General features: G+C 60.6%; 24 protein-coding genes and 1 tRNA gene. 8 read left to right on the forward strand and 17 right to left on the reverse strand.

What is annotated here, in order from left to right:
• The first annotated feature begins 166 nt into the window (after positions 1-166).
• From Q4D83_RS11825 to Q4D83_RS11850, 6 genes are all read left to right on the forward strand, one after another.
• Positions 167-243, forward strand: a tRNA-Leu gene (locus Q4D83_RS11825).
• Positions 244-548: 305 nt separating this feature from the next.
• Positions 549-794, forward strand: a complete 246-nt coding sequence (locus Q4D83_RS11830) for a hypothetical protein (RefSeq protein WP_303175512.1) — start codon at positions 549-551, stop codon at positions 792-794.
• Positions 795-926: 132 nt separating this feature from the next.
• Positions 927-1,862: a DUF368 domain-containing protein gene (locus Q4D83_RS11835; RefSeq protein WP_303175513.1), complete on the forward strand. Its 936-nt coding sequence runs from the start codon at positions 927-929 to the stop codon at positions 1,860-1,862.
• Between the two features lie 59 nt (positions 1,863-1,921).
• A complete protein-coding gene (locus Q4D83_RS11840) occupies positions 1,922-2,854 on the forward strand; it encodes an ABC transporter substrate-binding protein (RefSeq protein ID WP_303175514.1) in 933 nt (310 codons plus the stop codon).
• Positions 2,851-3,762, forward strand: a complete 912-nt coding sequence (locus Q4D83_RS11845) for an amino acid ABC transporter permease (protein WP_303175515.1) — start codon at positions 2,851-2,853, stop codon at positions 3,760-3,762. The genes Q4D83_RS11840 and Q4D83_RS11845 overlap by 4 nt, the downstream gene beginning before the upstream one ends.
• Before the next feature lie 10 nt (positions 3,763-3,772).
• The gene (locus Q4D83_RS11850; RefSeq protein ID WP_303175516.1) at positions 3,773-4,537 is read left to right on the forward strand and encodes an amino acid ABC transporter ATP-binding protein; all 765 of its coding nucleotides are present in this window, start codon (positions 3,773-3,775) and stop codon (positions 4,535-4,537) included.
• Between the two features lie 32 nt (positions 4,538-4,569).
• On the opposite strand, the gene Q4D83_RS11855 is transcribed toward Q4D83_RS11850, so the two are convergent.
• From Q4D83_RS11855 to Q4D83_RS11915, 13 genes are all read right to left on the reverse strand, one after another.
• Positions 4,570-5,313 carry an ABC transporter permease gene (locus tag Q4D83_RS11855; protein ID WP_303175517.1) on the reverse strand — a complete coding sequence of 248 codons (744 nt, stop codon included), beginning with the start codon at positions 5,311-5,313 and terminating at the stop codon, positions 4,570-4,572.
• 2 nt (positions 5,314-5,315) lie between these two features.
• On the reverse strand, positions 5,316-6,047 hold the full coding sequence (locus tag Q4D83_RS11860; protein ID WP_303175518.1) for an ABC transporter permease: 732 nt from the start codon (positions 6,045-6,047) through the stop codon (positions 5,316-5,318).
• Positions 6,047-6,952, reverse strand: a complete 906-nt coding sequence (locus Q4D83_RS11865) for an ABC transporter ATP-binding protein (protein ID WP_303175519.1) — start codon at positions 6,950-6,952, stop codon at positions 6,047-6,049. Before Q4D83_RS11865 ends, Q4D83_RS11860 begins: the two co-directional genes overlap by 1 nt.
• A gap of 86 nt (positions 6,953-7,038) precedes the next feature.
• Positions 7,039-7,707: a response regulator transcription factor gene (locus tag Q4D83_RS11870; RefSeq protein ID WP_303175520.1), complete on the reverse strand. Its 669-nt coding sequence runs from the start codon at positions 7,705-7,707 to the stop codon at positions 7,039-7,041.
• On the reverse strand, positions 7,704-8,804 hold the full coding sequence (locus Q4D83_RS11875) for a sensor histidine kinase (protein ID WP_303175521.1): 1,101 nt from the start codon (positions 8,802-8,804) through the stop codon (positions 7,704-7,706). Before Q4D83_RS11875 ends, Q4D83_RS11870 begins: the two co-directional genes overlap by 4 nt.
• Positions 8,805-8,879: 75 nt before the next feature.
• Positions 8,880-9,665: a sulfite exporter TauE/SafE family protein gene (locus Q4D83_RS11880; RefSeq protein ID WP_303175522.1), complete on the reverse strand. Its 786-nt coding sequence runs from the start codon at positions 9,663-9,665 to the stop codon at positions 8,880-8,882.
• Positions 9,631-10,104 (reverse strand): pantetheine-phosphate adenylyltransferase, encoded by a 474-nt coding sequence (gene coaD, locus Q4D83_RS11885; protein WP_303175523.1) that lies wholly within the window; start codon positions 10,102-10,104, stop codon positions 9,631-9,633. Before coaD ends, Q4D83_RS11880 begins: the two co-directional genes overlap by 35 nt.
• Entirely contained in the window at positions 10,097-10,660 is a 564-nt protein-coding gene (gene rsmD, locus Q4D83_RS11890) for a 16S rRNA (guanine(966)-N(2))-methyltransferase RsmD (RefSeq protein WP_303175524.1), read from the reverse strand. Before rsmD ends, coaD begins: the two co-directional genes overlap by 8 nt.
• 8 nt (positions 10,661-10,668) lie before the next feature.
• Positions 10,669-10,881 carry a biotin/lipoyl-containing protein gene (locus Q4D83_RS11895; RefSeq protein ID WP_303175525.1) on the reverse strand — a complete coding sequence of 71 codons (213 nt, stop codon included), beginning with the start codon at positions 10,879-10,881 and terminating at the stop codon, positions 10,669-10,671.
• Between the two features lie 37 nt (positions 10,882-10,918).
• Positions 10,919-13,027 (reverse strand): ATP-dependent DNA helicase RecG, encoded by a 2,109-nt coding sequence (locus tag Q4D83_RS11900; protein ID WP_303175526.1) that lies wholly within the window; start codon positions 13,025-13,027, stop codon positions 10,919-10,921.
• Positions 13,028-14,440 carry a DAK2 domain-containing protein gene (locus tag Q4D83_RS11905; RefSeq protein ID WP_303175527.1) on the reverse strand — a complete coding sequence of 471 codons (1,413 nt, stop codon included), beginning with the start codon at positions 14,438-14,440 and terminating at the stop codon, positions 13,028-13,030.
• Positions 14,441-14,451: 11 nt separating this feature from the next.
• A complete protein-coding gene (locus tag Q4D83_RS11910) occupies positions 14,452-15,090 on the reverse strand; it encodes a uracil-DNA glycosylase (protein ID WP_303175528.1) in 639 nt (212 codons plus the stop codon).
• A complete protein-coding gene (locus Q4D83_RS11915; RefSeq protein WP_303175529.1) occupies positions 15,075-16,019 on the reverse strand; it encodes a thiamine-phosphate kinase in 945 nt (314 codons plus the stop codon). The genes Q4D83_RS11910 and Q4D83_RS11915 overlap by 16 nt, the downstream gene beginning before the upstream one ends.
• 25 nt (positions 16,020-16,044) lie before the next feature.
• On the opposite strand from Q4D83_RS11915, the gene Q4D83_RS11920 reads away from it, so the two are divergent.
• Entirely contained in the window at positions 16,045-16,962 is a 918-nt protein-coding gene (locus tag Q4D83_RS11920; RefSeq protein WP_303175530.1) for a DUF3515 domain-containing protein, read from the forward strand.
• Here the strand turns inward: Q4D83_RS11920 and Q4D83_RS11925 are convergent.
• Together Q4D83_RS11925 and Q4D83_RS11930 are read right to left on the reverse strand one after the other, a co-directional pair.
• A complete protein-coding gene (locus tag Q4D83_RS11925) occupies positions 16,937-18,007 on the reverse strand; it encodes a D-alanine--D-alanine ligase family protein (RefSeq protein ID WP_303175531.1) in 1,071 nt (356 codons plus the stop codon). The two genes, Q4D83_RS11920 and Q4D83_RS11925, sit on opposite strands and share 26 nt — an antisense overlap.
• 12 nt (positions 18,008-18,019) lie before the next feature.
• On the reverse strand, positions 18,020-19,012 hold the full coding sequence (locus Q4D83_RS11930; protein WP_303175532.1) for an NAD(P)H-dependent glycerol-3-phosphate dehydrogenase: 993 nt from the start codon (positions 19,010-19,012) through the stop codon (positions 18,020-18,022).
• 54 nt (positions 19,013-19,066) lie between these two features.
• Here Q4D83_RS11930 and Q4D83_RS11935 point away from each other — a divergent pair, with 54 nt between their 5' ends.
• Positions 19,067-19,921 (forward strand): NUDIX hydrolase, encoded by an 855-nt coding sequence (locus tag Q4D83_RS11935; protein WP_303175533.1) that lies wholly within the window; start codon positions 19,067-19,069, stop codon positions 19,919-19,921.
• A gap of 39 nt (positions 19,922-19,960) precedes the next feature.
• Here the strand turns inward: Q4D83_RS11935 and leuD are convergent, their stop codons facing one another.
• Both leuD and leuC read right to left on the reverse strand, forming a co-directional pair.
• On the reverse strand, positions 19,961-20,548 hold the full coding sequence (leuD, locus tag Q4D83_RS11940) for a 3-isopropylmalate dehydratase small subunit (protein WP_303175534.1): 588 nt from the start codon (positions 20,546-20,548) through the stop codon (positions 19,961-19,963).
• An 18-nt stretch (positions 20,549-20,566) separates the two neighbouring features.
• The gene (leuC, locus tag Q4D83_RS11945) at positions 20,567-22,015 is read right to left on the reverse strand and encodes a 3-isopropylmalate dehydratase large subunit (protein WP_303175535.1); all 1,449 of its coding nucleotides are present in this window, start codon (positions 22,013-22,015) and stop codon (positions 20,567-20,569) included.
• Positions 22,016-22,029: the final 14 nt, after the last annotated feature.

Consider the following 22,029-nt stretch of genomic DNA (forward strand, 5'->3'; position numbering starts at 1 on the left):
GTTGGGTTTCAGTCACTCGCCCGATTCTAAACCACCAACCCAACCACCGCGCGGCACCAACCGCACACCTGTTGGGATACCACTGGGGGAACTGTTGGGGTAGCGCACCAAAACCGCCGATTTCGCGTTCTCGGCGCAATGCGCTAACATCATCCACGCAGCGGACGCCCCAGTAGCCCAATTGGCAGAGGCAACGGATTCAAAACCCGTCCAGTGTGAGTTCGACTCTCACCTGGGGCACCAAAATACCCCCTTGCTGGAGCGCCATGTTGCGCCTACGCAAGGGGGTTTGTTGCGTCGTGTGGGCCGCGGTTATGGCGCTGGGGTATATATCCAAAATGGTTTTTTACACCTGTAAAAGATTTAACAGGTGTATTTTGAAAATTTTACTATTACCCCAGCAGGCGCCCGACACGGTCAAACGCCGCAAACATTGCGGTTTTGTCTCCATCGAATATCACTTTCAGCAGGCCCTTGACTGATCCTCACCTGCGGTTTTTCAATGGTAGTAGGTGCTACGAAGGAGAGGATTAAAGGAGGCCGGACCGATGCTGAAGCATCCCGATGAATGCACGAAAGACCAATTGGATGTGCGCATCGTTATCCTGTCGATATTGTGCCTGCTGGCCATCCAGGTTTGTTTGCTGAGCGAGCACGCGAGCGTGGTGCACGCCATTCCGATTGCGGTGACGTTGTATGGCCTTGGGGTGTTGGGGCGCGCGCGGCTTCGGTGGCGGACGCGGGGCCGACTCCCATCGACGATGGGGCTACCTAGGGTGAAGCACACCTCCTAGCCGGGAAGCGCCACAGCGGGAAACGGTTCGTGTTTCTGCTCACTTTTGGTTGGCGCGGCGTCGATAAGCTGGGCTGAAACCACGTAGAGTGATTGTGCGTTTTCCTCTTACAAAAAGTTCAAAGGATTCTTCGTGAATGTAGACACCCCTGTGCTTACCCGATCAACAAAGCAACCGCTGCAAGTTTTGCTCAATGTGATCCGTGGCGGTTTGATCGCTATGGCAGAGCTGGTGCCTGGTGTTTCCGGCGGTACCATCGCGCTGGTTGTGGGCATTTATGAGCGCGCATTGTTCGCGGGCAACCAGCTGATATCCACCGCGAAAACCGCTGTTACCCACCCTAAGTTGGCGGCTGAGAAGCTGCGCGAGGTGGATTGGTGGCTGCTGATCCCGGTGGGCGTGGGCATGATTCTCACTGTGTTTGGCATGGCGGGGGTGATGCATGATTTTGTGGAGCATCACCCTGAGGTTTCGCGCGCGTTGTTTATGGGCATGGTGGCTGTGTCGATTATCGTGCCGGTGCGTATGGCCGACCGCGCTGATTTCAAAGCTAAGGCGATTGTGGCGGTGCCGATGATGCTGCTGGCTGCGGCGGTAACGTTTTGGGGCACTGGGTTTACGTCTGCGGAGCGGCAGGATCCGTCGCTGTTGATTATTTTTGGGGCGGCGGCTATTGCGATTTGCGCGTTGGTGTTGCCGGGCGTTTCGGGTTCGTTTTTCCTGCTTGCGGTGGGATTGTACGCGCCGGTGATTGGTGCGATTAAAGACCGCGATATTACCGTCATTTTGGTGTTCGCTTTGGGCGCGATGACTGGTATTGCGTTGTTTATTCGGTTGTTGAATTACTTGTTGGAGCATCATCGCACGGTGACTTTGTTTACGATGGCGGGGCTGATGTTGGGGTCGATGCGTGCGCTGTGGCCGTGGCAGTCCAGCGATGCGGCGTTGCTTGCGCCTGCGGATAATGCGGTGAAGATTTTCGGGTTTATGGCCTTAGGCGCCGCTATTGTTGCGCTGACGATTATTGCTGAAAAGTATGCACCGGCGCCGGGGGCAAAACACGAGTAAAAACGCCTGGGTGCGCGCGAATATCGCCACAGGCGGATGCATATGTTACATTTATGCGCATGAGTTTGCGTTCACCTACACGCCCACCGTGGCTTGTTGCTGCGGTGGTGGCCGTGGCTGCGTTCCTCGGCGGCTGCGTTACCAATGTGGAAGGCGGCCACCCTGACGGTTGGGAGCCGATCACCCCGGCCCCCGTTGCCGAAGTGCAGGCGTTAGTGCCGCCGGAGATTGCCAAGCGTGGCACGATTTCCATTGGCACGAATCCTCCGTTCGCGCCGGCTGAGTTTAAAGATTCGCACGGCGAGATCATCGGGTTTGATATTGATCTTGCGCGCGCGGCCGCTTCCGTGATGGGCCTTGAGTTGGAGGTGAAGGATCAGGATTTCAGCCTGATCCTCCCGGCGGTTTCCGCTGGCACGGTGGATTTCGGCGCGAGTGGTTTCACTGACACTGAGGAGCGCCGCAAGAACTACGATTTTGTCAATTATCTGAACGCGGGGATTCAGTGGGCGGCCCGCCCGGGGGTGAGCATTGACCCTGACGATGCGTGCGGCCGCGTGGTGGCCGTGCAGCGCACGACGGTGTCGGATACTGATGATGTCACCGGCCGCAGCGAGGCTTGCGTGGCGGCGGGTAAGGAACCGATTGAGAAGCTCGCCTATGATGCTTCGGATGCGGCGGCGACGTCGGCGATTTTGGGGCGCGCGGACGCGTTTTCCGCGGATTCTCCGGTGGCGGCGTGGGCAGTTGCCCGCTCCGACGGCCGTCTCGAATTGATCGGCGAGATTTTCGACGCCGCGCAATACGGCTGGCCCGTGAAGAAAGACTCGGAGCTGGGGCCCGCGTTGGCGGCCGCGCTCCAATATTTGATCGAGTCCGGCGAGTATGACCGGATTCTCAACCAGTGGGGCTTGGAAGACGGCCTCGTCGAGCACGCCATGATTAATGGTGAGCCTGTTGCCGGTTCGAAACCCGGAAAGGATAAATCATGAGTTCCCCCGCGACTCCGAAACCCATCGAGGCGAAGTCCCTTCCGCATCCGGGGCGGTGGATCACCGCCGGCGTGTTAGCGCTGCTGGCGATCTGGTTCGCATTCTCCGCAGCCACAAACGAGGCTTACGGTTGGGCCACCTACCGCGCATACTTGTTTGACACCCGGGTGGCGAATGCGGCGCTGCATACGTTGGCGCTCACGGTACTTGCCATGCTCATTGGCGTGGTGCTCGGCGCTATTTTGGCGGTGTTGCGCATGTCCCCCAACCCGGTGCTGCGCGCGGTGAGCTGGGGTTACCTGTGGGTGTTTCGGGGCACCCCAGTGTATGTGCAGCTGGTGTTTTGGGGCTTGGCAGGTTCCATTTACCAGAGTATCAACCTCGGGTTTGCTGAAATCGACCTGCAGAATGTGTTGAAGAATGCGTTTTTCCTCGCCGTAATCGGCTTGGGTTTGAACGAATCTGCCTATATGGCAGAGATTGTGCGTGCCGGTATTCAGGCGATTCCGGAGGGGCAAACTGAAGCCTCTCAAGCGTTGGGCATGAGCTGGTGGCAAACCATGCGGCGTACTGTGCTGCCGCAGGCGATGCGGATTATTATCCCGCCGACTGGCAACGAATTGATTTCCATGCTGAAAACCACGTCCCTGGTGGTGGCTGTCCCCTACTCGCTGGAGCTGTACGGACGCTCCATGGACATTGCCAACAGTCTGTTCGAGCCGGTACCGATGCTGCTGGTGGCCGCCACGTGGTATTTGGTGATCACTTCCATCCTCATGGTGGGCCAGTACTACCTGGAAAGCTACTTTTCGCGGGGCGCATCGCGGCACCTGACTGCGCGCCAGCTTGCCGCGTTGGCGGACGCTGAGGGTGTCCCGCCGTCGAACGTCACCGTTGACAACAACTAGAAGGAATCCCATGTCTGAACTTATGATCGACGCCCAGCAGGTGTGTAAAGACTTCGGTCAGCTGAGGATCCTCAAGGGTATTGACCTTCAGGTTCCCAAAGGTACCGTGAGCTGTCTTATTGGCCCTTCCGGTTCCGGCAAGTCCACCATGCTGCGCTGTGTCAACCATTTGGAAAAGATCACTGCGGGCCGGTTGTACGTGGACGGCGAACTCATTGGCTACAAGGAGCGCAACGGCACCTTGTACGAAATTTCGGAGCGGGAGGCGGCCCGGCAACGCGCGGACATTGGCATGGTGTTCCAGCAATTCAACCTGTTTCCGCACCGCACGGTGATTGAGAATATTATCGAAGCCCCCGTGCAGGTAAAGAAACAGCCGGAGGCGCAAGCCCGTCAGCGGGCGATGGAATTGTTGGAGTCGGTGGGGCTTGCCCACAAGGCGGATGCGTATCCGCTGCAGCTTTCCGGTGGCCAGCAGCAGCGTGTGGCCATTGCCCGCGCCGTGGCCATGGACCCGAAATTGATGTTGTTCGATGAGCCGACGTCCGCCCTCGACCCCGAGCTTGTGGGCGAGGTGTTGAACGTGATGAAAGGTTTGGCCGCCTCCGGCATGACGATGCTGGTGGTCACCCACGAGATGGGCTTTGCCCGCGAAGTGAGTGACCAGGTGGTGTTTATGGATAACGGCACCGTGGTAGAGGCCGGCACGCCTGCGCAAGTCCTGGACAATCCGCAGCACGAGCGCACGCAGGCGTTTTTGTCCAGCTTGCTGTAGGGGTGTGCCACTGGCTCCAGCACCCAGCGGCGCTACGCGGCCTTGCTGAGCCGCCACCGCAGGCACATTGCGCCCGTGGCCGCGAACGCGCCGGTCATGACCGCGGTGGCGATAAGCATCTGGATAACTTTGGCGGCGCTGACTTCGCTATCGCCAACGGCGAGCGATCCCATGAGGATGCCTTCGGAGAGCAACGAGTAGGGGGTGAAGGAGGCGAATTCCGGCGCTGCCATGGAGACGCCGATGCCGAGGATGCACCCCAGCAATGCCACGCCGACGGGGGCGGCGAAGGAACGCATCCAGATGGAGAACACCGATTGCAGGGCCACGAGGGGCGCGGCTACGATGACGGTCAACGCGGTAGCGCTCAGCATGGTTGGCGAGGGCAACCCCGGCAACCCCATGGCAAGTTTCCCGCCAATAAACGCCCCTACCAGCAGCATCAGGCTCATGCCTGCCACGGGTACGAGGAGTGCGATGATTTTGGCGAGGACGAAGCGTAGGTAGTGCGGGGTGGTGGTGCGCACTTGGATCCAGTTGGTGCCGCTGTGCTCCATGCGCCAACCTGCGGCGACGATGATTGCTACGCCTATTGCACAAAAGAACAATCCGTAGAAGAGGGTAATTTGGCTCATTAAGCCGTCCCAGCTTTGCGTGACCACTCCCGCGTTCGCAGTTGTATTCACGGTGCCGGTGACAACGGCGAGGATTGGTAACACAATGATGACTACCCACAGCTGGGCGCGCTTGAGCTTGGTGAGTTCTGCAATCAACATGACTAATCCTTACTGTTCATGGCGCGGGTGAGGAGTACGAATGCGGCACCACCGACGACGGCGAAGATCACGAATGGTACCCAATGGACGTTGGTGTAGACGACGGTGGCGTGTTCGTTAAACATCGCCGTGGTGGCGTTTGCGTAGTAGCTCCACGGCAGCAGGTTTACCGCGAGGCCGTCGACCGGCATAAGGAAGCTGAAGGCCCCTATAAATGATCCAAGTACGCCGACGCCGAGCCCTGCGACTTGGTTCTCTACCCGGGCGGACAGCAGGATATGCATCGCGACAAGCCAGAGGTTGACCACGCACAGGCCTATCCACAGCATCGCCCAATTGCCCAGGTTGGTCAGTGGCCCCAGCCCGTTGGCCGCGCCCAGCGCCAGCAACGCCGCCATTGTAAGTGTCGTTGCCACAATCACCAGGGGTGCGAGCGCGATCATTTTCGCCCGGCACAACTGCCCCGGCGTCGCGCCTAACGACGCCGCGGCCAACCACCCACCGCCCGAATTCTCCATGTCCGTCACGCGGCTGGCAACAACTGCCACCATGATGGGAAACGTCAATGCCAGCGAGAATCCAATGTCGAGCATGTAGTCAGGCCAGAACTTCTCATTATCCCCGCGAAAAAACACGCTTGCGAGGAGAAAACCGGCGACCAACGGGCTCAGCATGATCAGCGGCAGGCGCAGGCGCCGCATCTTGAACCATTCGAGCTGTACTGCCGTACGCATTATCGCAATCCTCCTTCCGCCGTGAGATCCAAGAACACGTCTTCGAGGCTTTGGTTCGCGCGGGAAAATTCGTACACATCCACGTTGTGGTGCACCAGGTAGGACAAGAACGTCGACGCAGCCTGCTGGTTCAACCCGGGCACGCTGATCGTGCCGTTGGGAAGCTGCGTGGCCTGCGGCGCCATGGCCAGCACCGCAGCCGGATCGGACGCTTGTACCAGCACATTGGGCATACTGCGACCGAGGAGCTCCGCCCGGGTGCCCTGAAATATCAACTTGCCGCGCACAATGATGCCCAGCAAGTCAACCATTTTGTCGATCTCATCGAGCAGGTGACTGGATACGAAAATAGTCACCCCGTCAGCCGCCAGCTGCAACAATAAGCTACGGATCTCGTCGATACCGGAGGGGTCGAGGCCGTTGGTCGGCTCGTCCAAGATCAACAACCTGGGTTCTCGCGCTAGCGCCATCGCGATGCCAAGGCGTTGCTTCATGCCCAGCGAATAGTGCTTGACCAGTTTGTCTTGGTGCTTGGTCAGGTGGACCGTATCAAGGGCGCGTGCAACCTGAGTATCCGTCAGCCCAAGCGTGCGCTGCATAACCTTCATGTTTTCCGCGCCGGTAAGGTGCCCATAGCCGGAAGGGTTTTCAATGAGCGAACCCACTTGGCGCATCAGCGTCTTATTCGGCTTGGTGGTCACGCGCTCCCCCAGCACGAACGCCTCCCCCGCCGTGGCCTGGAACAGGCCGAGCAGAAGTTTCATGGTGGTGGATTTACCGGAGCCGTTGGGGCCGATAAAACCGTAGATGCTTCCTTCGGGCACCGTGAGGTCAAGGCTGTCAACTGCGGCGTGCCCGTGGAACCGCTTGGTTAACTTTTCGGTGTGTATTGCGAGCGTTGTCATGACTCTTATTGTGGCCGTGACCTGCTGGTTTCACATCAACCCGCGAGTTGATTTTCCGGGATCAGCCCTGGGGATGATGCGGGCGCTCAGGGGTGAGTATCCGCGGCGTCGGAAAGCAATTCGTCGCGGCTGACGAGGCCGCTGCGGTAGGCGTACAACACGGCGTGGACGCGGTCGCGGGCGCCAAGCTTCATTAAGATGTGCCGTACGTGCGTTTTCACGGTGGCGAGGCTCACTACGTGCGCTTCTGCGATCTCAGTATTGCTAAACCCGAAGGCCATGAGCCGCAGTACCTCAGTCTCACGCGGCGTTAGCTCCTCACAGATGGCGGAGGTGGCTGCGGGGCGTGGAACGAATTCGGTCAGCAAGGTAGCGGTGACACGTGGGGCGAGCACGGCTTCCCCGGCGGCGACCACGCGAATGGCTTTGAGTAACTCCTCCGGCTCCGCGTCTTTGAGGAGAAACCCGCTCGCACCTGCGGCGATCGCGTCGGTGACGTAGGTGCGATCGTCAAAGGTGGTGAGCATGATCACGCGCACGTCGGCGTCGCTTTCAAGCAGGGCTTTCGCTGCGGCGATGCCGTCCACACGCGGCATTTGCACATCCATGAGCACGACATCCACCGGCGGTTGGTTGGGGACTTCGCTGCCGTCACCGGCCTGCCAAACCACTTCCAAATCCGGCTGGGAATTCACCAGCATCGCAAACCCGGATCGCACAAGGGGTTGATCGTCAACGAGGGCCACGCGGATCATCGCGGAATCACCACTTGGGTGATAAAGCGGCCGTCGGCGTGTTGAAAACGGACGCTACCGCCGATGGCATGGACGCGTTCCTCTAACCCCATCAGGCCAGATCCTTTCTCCCAATCTTGAGCGCAATCATTTTCTGCGAGGCATTTTACGGCCAGCGGGGTGGCTTCGAACAGCAGCGAACCGCTCCGAGTTTCCGCATGTCGAATCATGTTTGTAAGCAGCTCCTGCACCGAGCGGAACAGCACAAACCCCGCCGCGGGCGAAAGATCGCCCGGAACCTCACCGGTGACATGCAACCGAAAACCACCAGCTTGCGCATCGGAAATGAGGGCGGCAATGCCGTCCGACGATGGGGCGAGGCGAGGGCGGGGATCCTCCCGTAACAGAGTGACTAGCCCGCGGACTTGCTGCAAAGCTTCGCGCGAAGATTCCGAAATTGTTTTCAAGGTGTCCACGGCAATTTGGGGATCATTTTGGGCGGCGAAACGGGCGCCGTCGGCGAGGGCAATCACGGAGGTTAAATTGTGCCCTACAATATCGTGTAGTTCTCGTGCGATGTGTGTTCGCTCAAGGACGGCGGCGAGTTCGGCACGTTCGGAAAGTGTCACCAGTACTTCTTGTTGCCGGCGCCTTGTGAGGCCCGCCAGCCACATAAAACCGATGCCAAACAATGCGGGCACCACCACAGCGAACGCCATACTCGGCGAGTCGATTGCAACGAAGGTATTACCAAACAATGGTGCAGCTACCACTCCGATGATCCCCCACGCTAACCACCGATTACGGTGCGTCGCATACGCTGCCGCCAGATACAGCGCATACAAAACTGGCGGTACGATCACCACAGTTTCTGCAACATTTGGGACGAAAATGAGTAGGGTCAGCGCTGCACACACGGCAAACAACGCACGGTCCTGCCCCCACGGATGCACAAGCAGCCCGAGAAAAACAACCACGGCGAGGATAAAACCGAACGCCCCTGCGGGCTGATCACCCACCAGTGGGCTGCCAAAATACACGTCGACCAAACCGACGATTCCGATAACGAGTATCAAACTCCAGCGCGGAAACGAACCAAGGTACCGTTGCAATTGCATAATACCCCTACCCTAGCCAGCTCACCTGGAAGGCTGCGTCAACCCATGGGCTGATTTCGCCGTTGAAACGCCTGATTAGAGTGTCATCAATCCACGTCCGAGTGCCGACGCCCCGCCCGCCGCCGCTACCCATAAGGACAAGGTTCGCGCGCGTGACCTCGGTATGCGGTCCGCCAGCCGCAGCCCAAGCCAATTGCCCAGCAGCATACCAAGAATGCCAACCGGCCAGACCCAAACGTTCGTGTCACTGATGGTGCCCGCCCCCAACACCAGTTTGGCAACGAGGGAGATCAGGCCGGCTACCATAAAGATCGGTTGCAGGGTGGCGGCAAAACTCCGCTGCTCCCACGCGGAAGCCACCGCATACACGGTGACCGCCGGACCGGCTACGCCCGCGGTGGTATTCATAAAGCCAGCAGCAATTCCGGACGCTACCGCAGCACTGGGACCGCCAATCGGCGGGATCCACCGTTGCCCATAAATCACCAGGACCAACGCAACGAGCAGCAACGAGCCGACAAGGACTTGCAGCACTGCTGGGGAGGCGAGGCCCACCAAGTAGGCACCCGGCACCGCGCCCACGACCAACACCGATGCTATCAGCGAAAACTTTTTCCAATCGATCCATGCTCGCACCGTGACGCTAGCGATCGCAGCGTTGAAAAACGCCAGCAGGTTCACCACCAGCACGCCCACCACCGGCCCCATCAACAAGCTGAGGATCGGGGCGGAAAGCAGCGCCAACCCCATGCCCGAGACCCGCTGTAGGAACGCCCCTAAGAGCACGATGGCGAAAACGACCGCTAGCTCAAACACACCGACTCCTTTAAAACTTGGTTCGCAGCGCCCGAACCACCACATCTGGCAGCAACCCAGTCACGTCACCACCGTACTTAGCCACTTCCTTGCACAATGTGGAGGAGATATATCCGTATTTCGGATCCGTCAGCAGGAAAAAGGTATCCACGCCTGTGAGCCTACGGTTCATTTGCGCCATCGGAAGCTCGTACTCGTAATCGATGCCACTGCGGAGCCCTTTGACCAATGCGGTGATGTTGTGGGCGCTGGTGTAATCCACCAACAACCCACTCCAGGAATCCACGCGCACGCCCCGCAGCTGTTTGGTGGCCTCAGTGATGAGCTCCATACGCTCAGCCACGGTAAACAACCCCGCCTTGTTGGGGTTGTGGGTGACCAACACCGTCACCTCATCGAATTGCTGTGCGGCACGGGAGATGATGTCCACATGCCCGAGGGTGACTGGATCGAAAGAACCGGGGCACACGACGCGGCTAGGCATGGTACACCGCCATATCCATGCGGGCGATGCCATAGGTCCGCTTTTTTAGCTTTTGCGTGGTTGGCACGAAACAGTCCGGCCAGTCGGTGTCGGGCGAGCTAACATGCCGCTCCACGATGACCGCCGCGCCGTCGACAAGCGTGGGAATGAGCGCTTCAAGCATTTCGCGGACGGCGGAATCCGCCAGCTCGTACGGGGGATCGGCGAGCACCATGTGGAAATGCTCGCGCGGCGCCGACGCCAAATACGTGGAAGCCTTTTGCTCCACAATCGTCACGTTGGGGTGCTTGACCACGGCCGCGTTTTCGCGGATCACCTCCACCGCGCGGCGATCGTTTTCCACCAGTACCACGGACTCCGCGCCTCGCGACGCCGCCTCCAGGCCCAACGCGCCTGAACCAGCGAACAAATCCAGCACGTGAGCGCCCTGAAAACCAAACCGGACCTGCAGCGACGAAAACAATCCCTCGCGCGCACGATCCGACGTCGGCCGCGTGCCCTCTGGCGGTACCTTAATCTTCCTGCCGCGCGCCTCGCCCGAAATAATACGAGTCATGGATGTACCTACCCTTCCCCCAGCGTGAGAATCACGTCGCCGCCATACACATCGGCGTAATCCGCCACGGCGCGGGAGGTGACCACACCGGGGCCAGGCGCAACAACAGGTGCTTCGAGTTTCACCGTTTCAACGATGGCTAAAGTATCGCCAGTTGCAACAGTATCGCCCACCGCGACAGTAAAGCGGACGATCCCAGCAAACGGAGCACAAATATTCATGCAGCCAGCTTAACGCACCGCTCAGCGCAAACGCGGTTTAGGACTTATCCAAAAACTCTTGGGAATCCGTATCTACATCGCTAATCAGCCGCTCGGCGAGAGCGCGGTTGCGGGCGACGAGGTCGCGGGCGTCGATAGCCGCTTGGCGGATAATATCGTAATCCGTAAGCAAACTCAGCAACTTTACGCGCCGCACAACCCCAGATTGAGCGGTGCCTAGAATGTCGCCCTCCTGCCGGTAGCGCAAATCAATCTCAGCAATTTCGAAACCGTCATCCACGCTCGCCACAGCCTGCAACCGGCCATACGACGGCGAACCAATCAGCTGCGGCGTGTACAACAAGCAATACGACTGCGCCTCGCCGCGGCCCACCCGCCCACGCAACTGATGCAATTGCGACACCCCGAAATTCTCCGCCTCGCAAATCAGCATCACCGTGGCGTTGGGCACATCCACCCCCACCTCAATCACAGTCGTAGACACCAAAATATCAATATCCCCGCGGGCGAAATCCCGCATCACCTGCTCTTTTTCCTCAGGGTGCATGCGGCCGTGCAACAAGCCCACGTTATAGGCCACGAACATGCCGGTACTTAAATGTTCGTGCACCTCCAACACGCCGCCCTCCCCCTCGATACGGGGACACACCACATACGCCTGGTGGCCTTTGTGCAACTCCTCGCGGATACGCTGCCAAATCCGCTCCACCCAATCCCGCTGCTGCTCGGCAACCACCGCAGACGTAATCGGGCGGCGCCCACCCGGCAATTCCCGCAGCGTAGACACGGACAAATCCCCGAAAGTAGTCATGGCCACAGTGCGGGGAATCGGCGTAGCCGTCATCACCAACAAGTGCGGAGTGGTGCCGTCGCGGCCTTGACTACGCAGCCGATCACGCTGCTCCACGCCAAAACGATGCTGCTCATCCACCACCACCAGGCCAAGATCGAAAAACTCCACCCCATCCTGGATGAGCGCGTGCGTTCCCACCACGATATCCGCCTCGCCGGACACAATATCCAACAACGCTTGGCGCTTCTCAGGCACCGACATCGCCCCGGTTAACGTAACCACCTTCACGGGAATGTCCGCCAGCAGGTTGCGCAGCGTGCGGGCGTGCTGCATGGTGAGCACCTCCGTGGGGGCGAGCAGGGCGCACTGCCGCCCCGCGTCCACCACCTGCAACATCGCCGCGAGCGACACCACGGTTTTGCCAGAACCGACCTCGCCTTGCAAAAGGCGCGTCATCGGTACGCTACTGCTTAAATCCCCGGCGATCTCCGTCAAAACCTTCGCCTGACCCGCCGTAAGGTTGTACGGCAGCACTTCGAACAATTCCTGCTGGTAACCCGCGCGAGGACGGCATTCGGGCGCGGTATGCAGGGAAGCGTCAGCGCGCCGCAGCGCCATGACCAGCGCCAATGACAACGCTTCGTTGTACTTCAAGCGGGTGATATAGCGTTGCGGGCCGGCGGCGGCGGGCTGATGAATACCCCGCAACGCCTCGCCCATACTTACCAATCCGTGAGGGACGCGGTCCAGCGGCTCCGGAATCTTCGTATGCCGCAAAATCTCATTGATGGCACCGATGAGCCGCCACGAATTCACCGCTTTTTTGCCGGGGTAAATGGGCAACCACTCCATCGATGACAACAACTCGGCAATGTCTTCCGCACCGCCATACACAGCGAGCTTTCCCAAACCACCAATCACCGGTTGCCTGCGCTGATCCGGCCGCGGCAACACTAGGTACGAGGGGTGTTGCACGGTGGCAAAGCCGCGGGAATACCGAAGTTTTCCGCTCATCATCACCCGCACACCCGCCTGCAATTGCGCATTCGGCAGGTTCGTGTTGAAAAACACAGCGGTGTAGGTATGGTTGCCGTCATTCACTTTTACCCTGGTCACCGAGCGTTTTTCCGAAATGGGGGTGTAGCGTCGCTGCACCACCTCGCCCACAAATGTAATCAGATCTCCGTCTTCCGTCGGGCCCGCCGCCACGCCCCCGCCGTGGTGGGAATAGTCCCGCGGATAGTATTCCAACAACTCCCCACACGTATGTATCCCAAGTTCGCGGGCGATCGCCCGGGCCTCCCGCAGCGGAATCACTTTGGCCAGCGGCCGATCGTCCACCCAGCCCAGCATTTACTCCACCCCGATTTCGATCACATGATCCATTCCGTCCGCGGCGTAAAAATCGAACTCTACCTCGGGGTGGCGCTCACGCAAGCCGTCCCCATCGACGGGCGCTGCGGCCAAGATGGTCACCAATTCCCCACCGCCCGCCAACATTTCCGAAACCGCGCCGGACAATTGGCTGGGATCATCCAGCGTGCGGGTACGCACCTCCCGCGCCGCCTCCGCCATGGCATACGCGTCCACCGCGATGGGCTGCTGCGGATCATGCACCGCGACAGCGGCGATCCCGTTCATCAATCCCGCGGTGGGCACAATCATGATCGTGCGTTCCGCTGCCAACGCGGCGCGCTCGGCCGACACTAATTCGCGGCGGGACATAAAACCATTCGGTACCAGGATAAACTCACCGCAATCGTGGGCGATGGCGATAAGGTCGTACAGCACCTCAGATCCAGGGTTGATTACCCGCGCCCCCGCCTGCCGGTACAAGTCACTGAGGGGCCCGGCGGGTGCCACCACAATGACGGCGCGCTCCGGCACGTCCACTTTCGCATCGGGCAGCGTTTCTAGGTGCAGCCCGCGCACCGCCCCAACCCCGAACACGTATTCAATAAGTGGGCCGGCTTGGCGGGTGTGAATGTGAATCATCGCGGCAGTTTCGTGTTCGCGAGCCACCATGAGGCTATCCCCAAAGCTCCGCAGCCGCCCCGACACATGCTCCAACTGCGCGGGCGTGGAACATGTTAAGTGAAACATCACCTCAAGGTAGACGCTTTTCGCAGCCTCCCCCACCAATTCGACGCGCACGTCGGGGCTGCCTTCTACTTCGGCGACGAGCGCCTCCAATAACACCAAGAATCCTTGGCCGCCGGCGTCCACCACGCCCGCCTCCCGCAGCACTTCGAGCTGGCTCGGCGTGTTGGCCAACGCAGTCTGCGCAGCGGTGAGCGCTTGCCGACCAACCTCGCCGAGCTCAGTGCTATGAGCTGCGGCGGCGGCCGTCGCTGCGGCCCGCAACACCGTAATTACGGTGCCTTCCACGGGATCGTGGATCGCGCGGTCCACCAACGCCACTGCAGCGCGCAACGCCGCCTGCACATGCACACCAGTAATCTCCTCCTCGGACGCGTGTGCGATGCCGCGGAGGACTTGACTCAGCACCACCCCAGAGTTGCCCCGCGCCCCGCGCACCGCCCCCGCCGCAAGCGCGTTGGCCACATCCCGGGCGGAACCTGTCACGTCGCGGGCCTGCGTCAAGGCCGCCTCCATGGTGTGCGCCATGTTTGAACCCGTGTCCGAATCTGGCACCGGAAAAACGTTCAGTGCGTTGATCTCGGAGCGGCGGGCCACCAATTCGTGTGTTGCCCGCTCAGCCCATCGCAGCAGCGCTTTTCCGTCGAGGCTGGTCAAGTGTGCCATAAAAAACGATGTTACAGCCGCCAGTCCACCGGGGAGGCGCCGAGGCCCACCAACAACTCATTCGCTCGACTAAACGGGCGCGAACCAAAGAACCCGCGATACGCAGACAACGGCGACGGATGCGGCGAACAAATACATGGCGTATCACCCAAGAACCGCTGCGTAGCCTGCGCATCCTTGCCCCACAGGATTGCCACCAACGGGGCTTGCCGGGCCGCCAGCGCGCGCAGCGCGAACTCGGTGATTTCCTCCCACCCGCGATTGCGGTGCGAACCGGCGTTACCAGGACTTACGGTAAGTACCCGGTTCATCAGCGCCACCCCCTGGCGCGACCACGGGGATAAATCTCCGTCCTGCGGCACTGGCAGGTGAAGGTCGTTCGAGTATTCCTCGAAAATATTAATCAGGCTTTTTGGCAGCGGCCGCACACCCGGTGCGGTGGAAAACGCCAAGCCCATGGCATGACCCGGTGTGGGGTATGGGTCTTGTCCCACAATCACCACTTTGATCTCACTGAACGGTTCATCAAACACCCGGAGAATATCTTCCTGCGCCGGCAAGCACTCCGGCTGTTGAACCAGCGCATCGATCTTGCCTCGCACCGGCTGCAGGATTTCCGCCCACTGCGCATCCACTAAAAACTCACCCATCCTGTCTGGTACTTTGGTCGTGCGCCGTCCACGGTAACACCGCCGCCGCGCTGCACGTACCCGATCGTGCGAAAACCGGATGGGGCAGGTTTGGCGGTAGTGGCCAACAACGTGTGGTCTTCGCCCCCACACAGGATCCACTCCCATGGGTCCACACCCAAGTATTCGCCTGCTTGCACCAACAACTCATCTGGCGCAATTGCGTGCGAATGCAAGTCGATGGAAACCCCGGAACGCTGAGCAAGGTGGCTCAGATCCACAATGAGCCCATCGGAGTTATCGGTCATACTTGTGGCGCCCGTTGCGCGTGCCACCACCCCGCGGCCGGGAGTCAGCTCCGGCACCAAATGCGCCGCCACCAGGTTTTCGAACAAACGGGGGTAGTCGGTGCCGCAGCGGTGGAGCAGCGCCAAGCCGGCAGCTGAGTAGCCGATGCGACCGGCGGCCACCAGGTGCTGCCCCGGCCGGGCGCGATCCAAAGTCAGCGGAAGTTGAGAGCCGCCGAGGATCCCCAATGCGGTGACGCTGATGACCAAACAGTCGCTTTCCGTGACATCGCCGCCGACAAGTTCGGCATTGTAGCGGCCAACGCGCCGGTGGATGCCGCGGGCGATGCCGGCCACGACGTCGACAGGCGTGTCGGCAGGCGCCGCGAGCCCGAACAAAGCGGCGACAGGCCGGGCGCCCATCGCCTCTACATCCGAAAAGTTCTGCACAATCGCCCGCTCGCCTACCTGTTCAGGCGTGGACCAGTCCAAGCGGAAGTGACGGCCCTCCACCAACACATCGGTGGTGGCCACGGTCCTGCTGTTCGGCGCGGGCGGGGCGAGCACGGCGGCGTCGTCACCGTTCATCCCGGAGGGCGCGGCGGCGGTGATGGCGGCGATGATGGCCCGTTCGCCGGCCTCGCCTAGCGTTAACTTGGACATTGTTCTCCACGTAAACTAGGGATACATGAGCGCCGAACAACCCTATCATCGCCGTCCGTTGATTTTCGCCCTCGTGCTCGCCGTGCTGCTCGTAGTGGGGGTGTTGACGGGTGCCAAAATTGTGTACGACCGCGCCGCCCATCAACCCGTAGGCATGAGCATCGTCGACGCCCCTGACGCCGCAGCCTGCGGCCCGCTTCTCGACGCCCTGCCCGACACGCTCGCACGCCACCCCCGCGCCGAACTCGCCGACCCCGCCCCCGAAGGCGCCGCCGCATGGGCCTCAAACTCCACCGATCGAATCACGTTGCGCTGCGGAATCACGCTGCCCTTGCAGTACACGAAGCTTTCCGAAACCACCCAGGCCGCCGGCGCCGCGTGGCTGCGGGTCAAGGACGCCACCCCCGGCGCAAACCTGGAAACCTGGTACACGGTGGATCGGTTCCCCATCGTGGCGGTCACCGCCGCCGCGGACGCCACCGACCCCGTGGCGGGCTTAGACGAAGCGCTCTCCAAGCTTGACGCAAAGAAGTTCGAACCGCATCCAGTGCCGCTCACGGATCTCAAACGCGGAAACGCCGACGCCTGCCCCCAACTCATGAACGCCCTGCCCGAAACCCTTGGCGAATACCAGCGCAGTGACATCAAACTGGAACAAACCATGGCGGCTTGGACCGCCACCGGACTCGAGCCGATCGTGCTGCGCTGCGGGGTTGCGGACGCGCCGGGCTATGCGGCGGGCGCGCAACTCCAACAGGTGGACAATGTGCCCTGGTTTTTAGATACCACGCTCGCGAGCGGCACCACTGCAGGCACGTGGTACGCGTTGGGACGCTCAGCCAATGTTGCAGTGTCCATGCCGCAAAGCGCCGGCAATACCGCGCTCGTGGAGTTTACAACCGCGATCGACCGCAACCTTAGCGAGCAAGCGCCCGCGCAATAAGCACGTCGATCAGGGTTTCGAAGTCCACGCCGCTGGCCGCAAACACCTGCGGATACATCGAGATTGGCGTAAACCCCGGCAGGGTGTTGATCTCATTGAGCACGGGCCCCTCGGCGGTGACAAAGAAATCGACGCGGGCCAACCCATCACAGGCTACCGCGTGGAAAGCTTCGACCGACAAGGATTGGATGAGCTCGATGACCTCCGGTGGCAGCGGCGCGGGAATGTGCGCGGTGACCACATCATCGAGGTATTTGGTATCAAAGCCGTAGAAGCCCTCCTCGCCGGAACCGGTACCTGCCAGCTGCGCCGGCACGGACGCGACGACGCGGCCGTCCGCGTATTGCAGCACGCCACATTCCACCTCAACGCCGACGATTTCGGATTCGATGATCACCTTCTCATCGTGCGTTTTCGCCAGCGCGACCGCCGCCGGTAGGTCCGCCCACTGCGTCACGCGGGAAACGCCAATCGACGACCCGCCACGCGCCGGCTTCACAAACACCGGCAACCCAAGAATCTCCCGCTCCGAATCGGTCAATTCATCGCGGCCGCGCAGGATCACCTCGCGGCCCACCGGCAGCCCCTCCGCAGCCAACAATTTCTTGGTGTACTCCTTGTCCATCCCGCAGGAGGAGGACAACACTCCGGATCCCACGTACGGCACGCCAGACAATTCAAACATGCCTTGGATGGTGCCGTCCTCGCCGAATCTGCCATGCAATACCGGGAAAATCACGTCCGCGGTGGCATACAGGCTGCCGTCACGCACGAAGCGAAACTCCCCGCGATGCGCGGGTGACAGCGAAAGGTATAGCTCGTCCCTTAATTCGACCGAAGGCAGCGCTCGGTCAACGATCCTGAGCTTGCTGGTGTCGGTCTCCCCGACTGTCCATACCCCCTCCAGGGTGATACCGACCGGAATAACCTCATATCGCGCGGGATCAAGATGGCTCATGATCGCGCCAGCGGAAACACAGGAAACAGAATGCTCAGAGCTGCGGCCGCCGTACACAACGGCGACTCGGATACGGTCGGTAGTCATAAGCACAGCATTCTACTCGGCTTTCTTTGAACGTCCCATCAAGGCGACGATCATATCCTCCACATGCATCCCCTGATGGCACACCGCATAGACGGCTTGCGTAATCGGCATATCCACGCCGTGCAGCCGGGCCAAATCAAACACCGACTGCGAAGAAATCACGCCTTCGGCGACCTGGCCGTGGGTGGCGTGCCGCGCCTGCTCCAACGAATCCCCACGCCCCAATCGTTTACCAAAACTGCGGTTCCGGGACAGCGGCGACGAACACGTAGCCACCAAATCCCCCAACCCCGCCAAACCGGAGAACGTACGTTCGTCCGCCCCGAGGGCGACACCGAGGCGGCTGATCTCCGCCAACCCTCGGGTAATGATGCTGGCCAATGTGTTCTCCCCCAAGCCCCGCCCCGTGGCCATGCCGCACGCTAACGCAATCACGTTTTTACACGCGCCGCCGATCTCGCAGCCGATCACATCAACATTGGTGTACGGGCGGAAATACGGGGCCGCCACCGCCTGCTGAATCCCCCGCGCCCGCGCCTCATCCGAACACGCAATCACGGTGGCGGCAGGCTGCTCCAGCGCGATCTCGCGCGCGAGGTTCGGCCCCGACAACACGGCGATCCGATCCATGCTTGCGCCGGTGACCTCGGCAATCACCTCGCTCATACGCAAATGTGTGCCCTGCTCAATACCCTTGGCCAAACTCAGCAACGTGGCGGATTCCGGAATGTTCCACGACTGCAAATTCGCACGCAGTGTTTGGGAAGGCACGGCCAACACCACGATCTCGGCGTCGTTGAGCGCGGTCGCGGCGTCGGCAGTCACGGTGATCGTACGAGGGAGGGTCAACCCCGGCAAATAGTCCGCATTCTCGCGGGTGATTTGGATCGTGCGGGCAGCCTGCTCACGCCGCGCCCACAATCGAACAGGGTTTCCTGCATCGGCGAAAACTTTTGCCAAGGTTGTCCCCCACGAACCTGCCCCCATCACGCTGACGTTTACCATGCGAAAACTCCTTTCCCACCCCTCACAATATCGGAACATGCCAGAATGAGGAACATGGCAAAGCTCGATCAAGACCGCAGTTCAGCGCTCGTCGTCCCCCGGAATCCCGGAAATTCGTTCGAACGGCCGACGCTGGCTGCGGGCGCCGTGCTGTGGCGCGGGCAACTCCCCAACCCCGAAATCGCCATTGTGCACCGGCCGCACTACGACGACTGGACACTACCCAAAGGCAAAGTCGATCCCGGCGAATCCCTACCGGTCACCGCAGCCCGCGAAATCCTCGAAGAAACCGGCATTGAACCACGATTGGTCAAAGTCATCGGGAATGTTCACTACCCCGTGGGCCCCCGCACCAAGGTCGTTTACTACTGGCTGGCGGGAGCGGTCGGCGGCTCGTTCACCCCTAACGACGAAGTGGACGAGCTGCGTTGGGTACCAGCGAAGCAAGCGGAGCAGCACCTCAGCTACAAGGCTGACTGGGATATCCTGCGCAAAGCCCGCTACTGGTTGAGCACGTCGATCCACACGCAGCTCTTATGCGTGCGGGCGGCGAAAACAGCAGCGCAAGTCGAACTACTCGCCCCGCTCTTAGCTGCTTACCGCCCGCAACGCATCATCACCGTCCCCGAACAAGCGTGCGCCGATACGGCAACGCCGTTGGCGAGTGCGCTGGACCTGCCGCTCGAGCACGACTACCTCAGCCACGCCAAAGACTGGAACAGCCTTGCTACCAGTGGGATACCGAGCATCGTGGTGGCAAACAAAGAGACGATCCGACACGCCGCCGGGCGCTTTGCGAACACCCTGCGGACAATTCCCGCGAAACGCGCGAGCGTCTGGGTATTGAACTTTCACAACGGGCAGCTCATCGGCGCAGACTATTTGGAAAGCCCAAAGCCGGCCCGCTAACGCGCTAGACTCGCGGGCCGGGAAACGACGAGCGGGAACCTATTGAGTGCGCGGCATGAAGCTGGGGCGGCGCTGCTCAAAATCGGCGATAGCTTCCTCGTTGCGCAACGTCAGGCCGATATCATCGAGGCCCTCCATGAGGCGCCAACGAGTGTAATCGTCGACCTGGAAGCTAAAGGTATGGTCGCCGGCACTCAGGGTACGGCGCTCAAGATCGACGGTGAGTTCTAATCCCGGTTCGGCTTCCATGAGCTTCCACAACAGCTCAATATCCGTTTGCTCAAGTTGCGCCGCGAGCAGGCCCGCCTTACCAGCGTTGCCGCGGAAAATATCGGCAAACCGCGAGGAGAACACCGCCTTAAACCCGTAATCCATGAGCGCCCATACGGCGTGCTCCCGTGACGATCCGGTACCGAAATCAGAACCCGCGACCAACACCGAACCATTGCGGAACGCGTCTTGGTTCAGCACGAACCCTGGGTCATTGCGCCAGCCGGAAAACAGGCCGTCTTCGAAGCCGGTGCGGGTGACACGCTTAAGGTAAACGGCGGGAATGATTTGATCCGTGTCCACATTTGAGCGCTTCAACGGGACACCAACGCCGGTGTGAGTGGTGAACTTTTCCATGGTTGTGGCCTTTCCCTGTCAGTGTTCCACGGGCGCTAAGTCTGCGGGCGATGCGAGACGCCCCACCACCGCGGTTGCGGCGGCGACTTGCGGCGATACGAGGTGGGTGCGGCCGCCCTTGCCTTGACGCCCCTCAAAGTTACGGTTGGAGGTGGAGGCGCTGCGCTCCCCGGGAGCCAATTGGTCCGGGTTCATGCCTAAACACATGGAGCAGCCCGGCTGGCGCCACTGCGCACCGGCGGCCTGGAAGATCGCGTCAAGGCCTTCCGCCTCGGCTTGTTGGCGCACCCGCGCAGAGCCGGGAACAACGAGCATGCGCACGGATTCAGCGATCTTGCGCCCAGCGAGCACCTCGGCAGCGGCGCGCATATCCTCGATGCGACCATTCGTGCACGATCCGACGAACACGGTGTCGATTTCAATGTCACGCAGCGGGGTGCCAGGCGTCAGGTCCATATAAGCGAGCGCTTTTTCGGCGGCGGCGCGTTCCACGTCACCGGCGAATTCCTCCGGGTGCGGAACTTCCGCCCCGAGTGGCAGCCCTTGACCGGGGTTGGTCCCCCAGGTGACAAACGGGGTAAGCGCGGAACCGTCAATATCCACCACCGTGTCAAACTTCGCGCCTTCATCAGTGCGCAAGCTGCTCCAATATTCCACGGCCGCGTCCCAATCTTCCGGCGCATGGTCGCGGCCTTTGAGGTACTCGAACGTGACCTCATCCGGGGCGATCATACCGGCGCGCGCACCGGCCTCGATGGACATGTTGCAGATAGTCATCCGCGCCTCCATCGAAAGCTTTTCAATCGCCTCGCCACGATATTCAATAATGTGCCCTTGCCCACCACCGGTACCAATCTTGGCGATGATCGCCAGGATCAAATCCTTAGCGGTCACGCCTTCCGCCAGCTCGCCGGACACGTTAATGGCCATGGTTTTAAAAGGTTTCAGCGGCAAGGTTTGGGTGGCCATCACGTGTTCTACCTCGGACGTTCCGATACCAAACGCGATTGCGCCGAACGCACCATGGGTGGCGGTGTGGGAATCACCGCACACAACGGTCATGCCGGGTTGCGTGAGCCCCAGCTGCGGTCCCACCACGTGGACGATACCTTGTTCACTGTCGCCCATCGGGTGGATGCGCACGCCGAACTCTTCGCAGTTTTTGCGCAGCGTTTCCACTTGGGTGCGGGAGATCAGGTCGTTGATTTCGGTGATCGCCCCAGTGGTGATGCCCTCGGTGGGCACATTGTGGTCCTCGGTAGCGATGGTCAAATCCGGTCGCCGCAATGTACGCCCAGACATCCGCAACCCATCGAAGGCTTGCGGCGATGTGACCTCGTGGAGCAGCTGGAGGTCGATATAAATCAGGTCCGGTTCGTCGTTTTCACCTTTGACCACGATATGGTTGTTCCATACCTTTTCCGCCATGGTGAGTGGCATGGCGGCTGGTTCCATGGGGCTGGTCATGGATTTCACCTCGT

Source organism: Corynebacterium sp. (assembly GCF_030532715.1).
In the GTDB taxonomy this organism is placed as follows: Bacteria; Actinomycetota; Actinomycetes; order Mycobacteriales; family Mycobacteriaceae; genus Corynebacterium.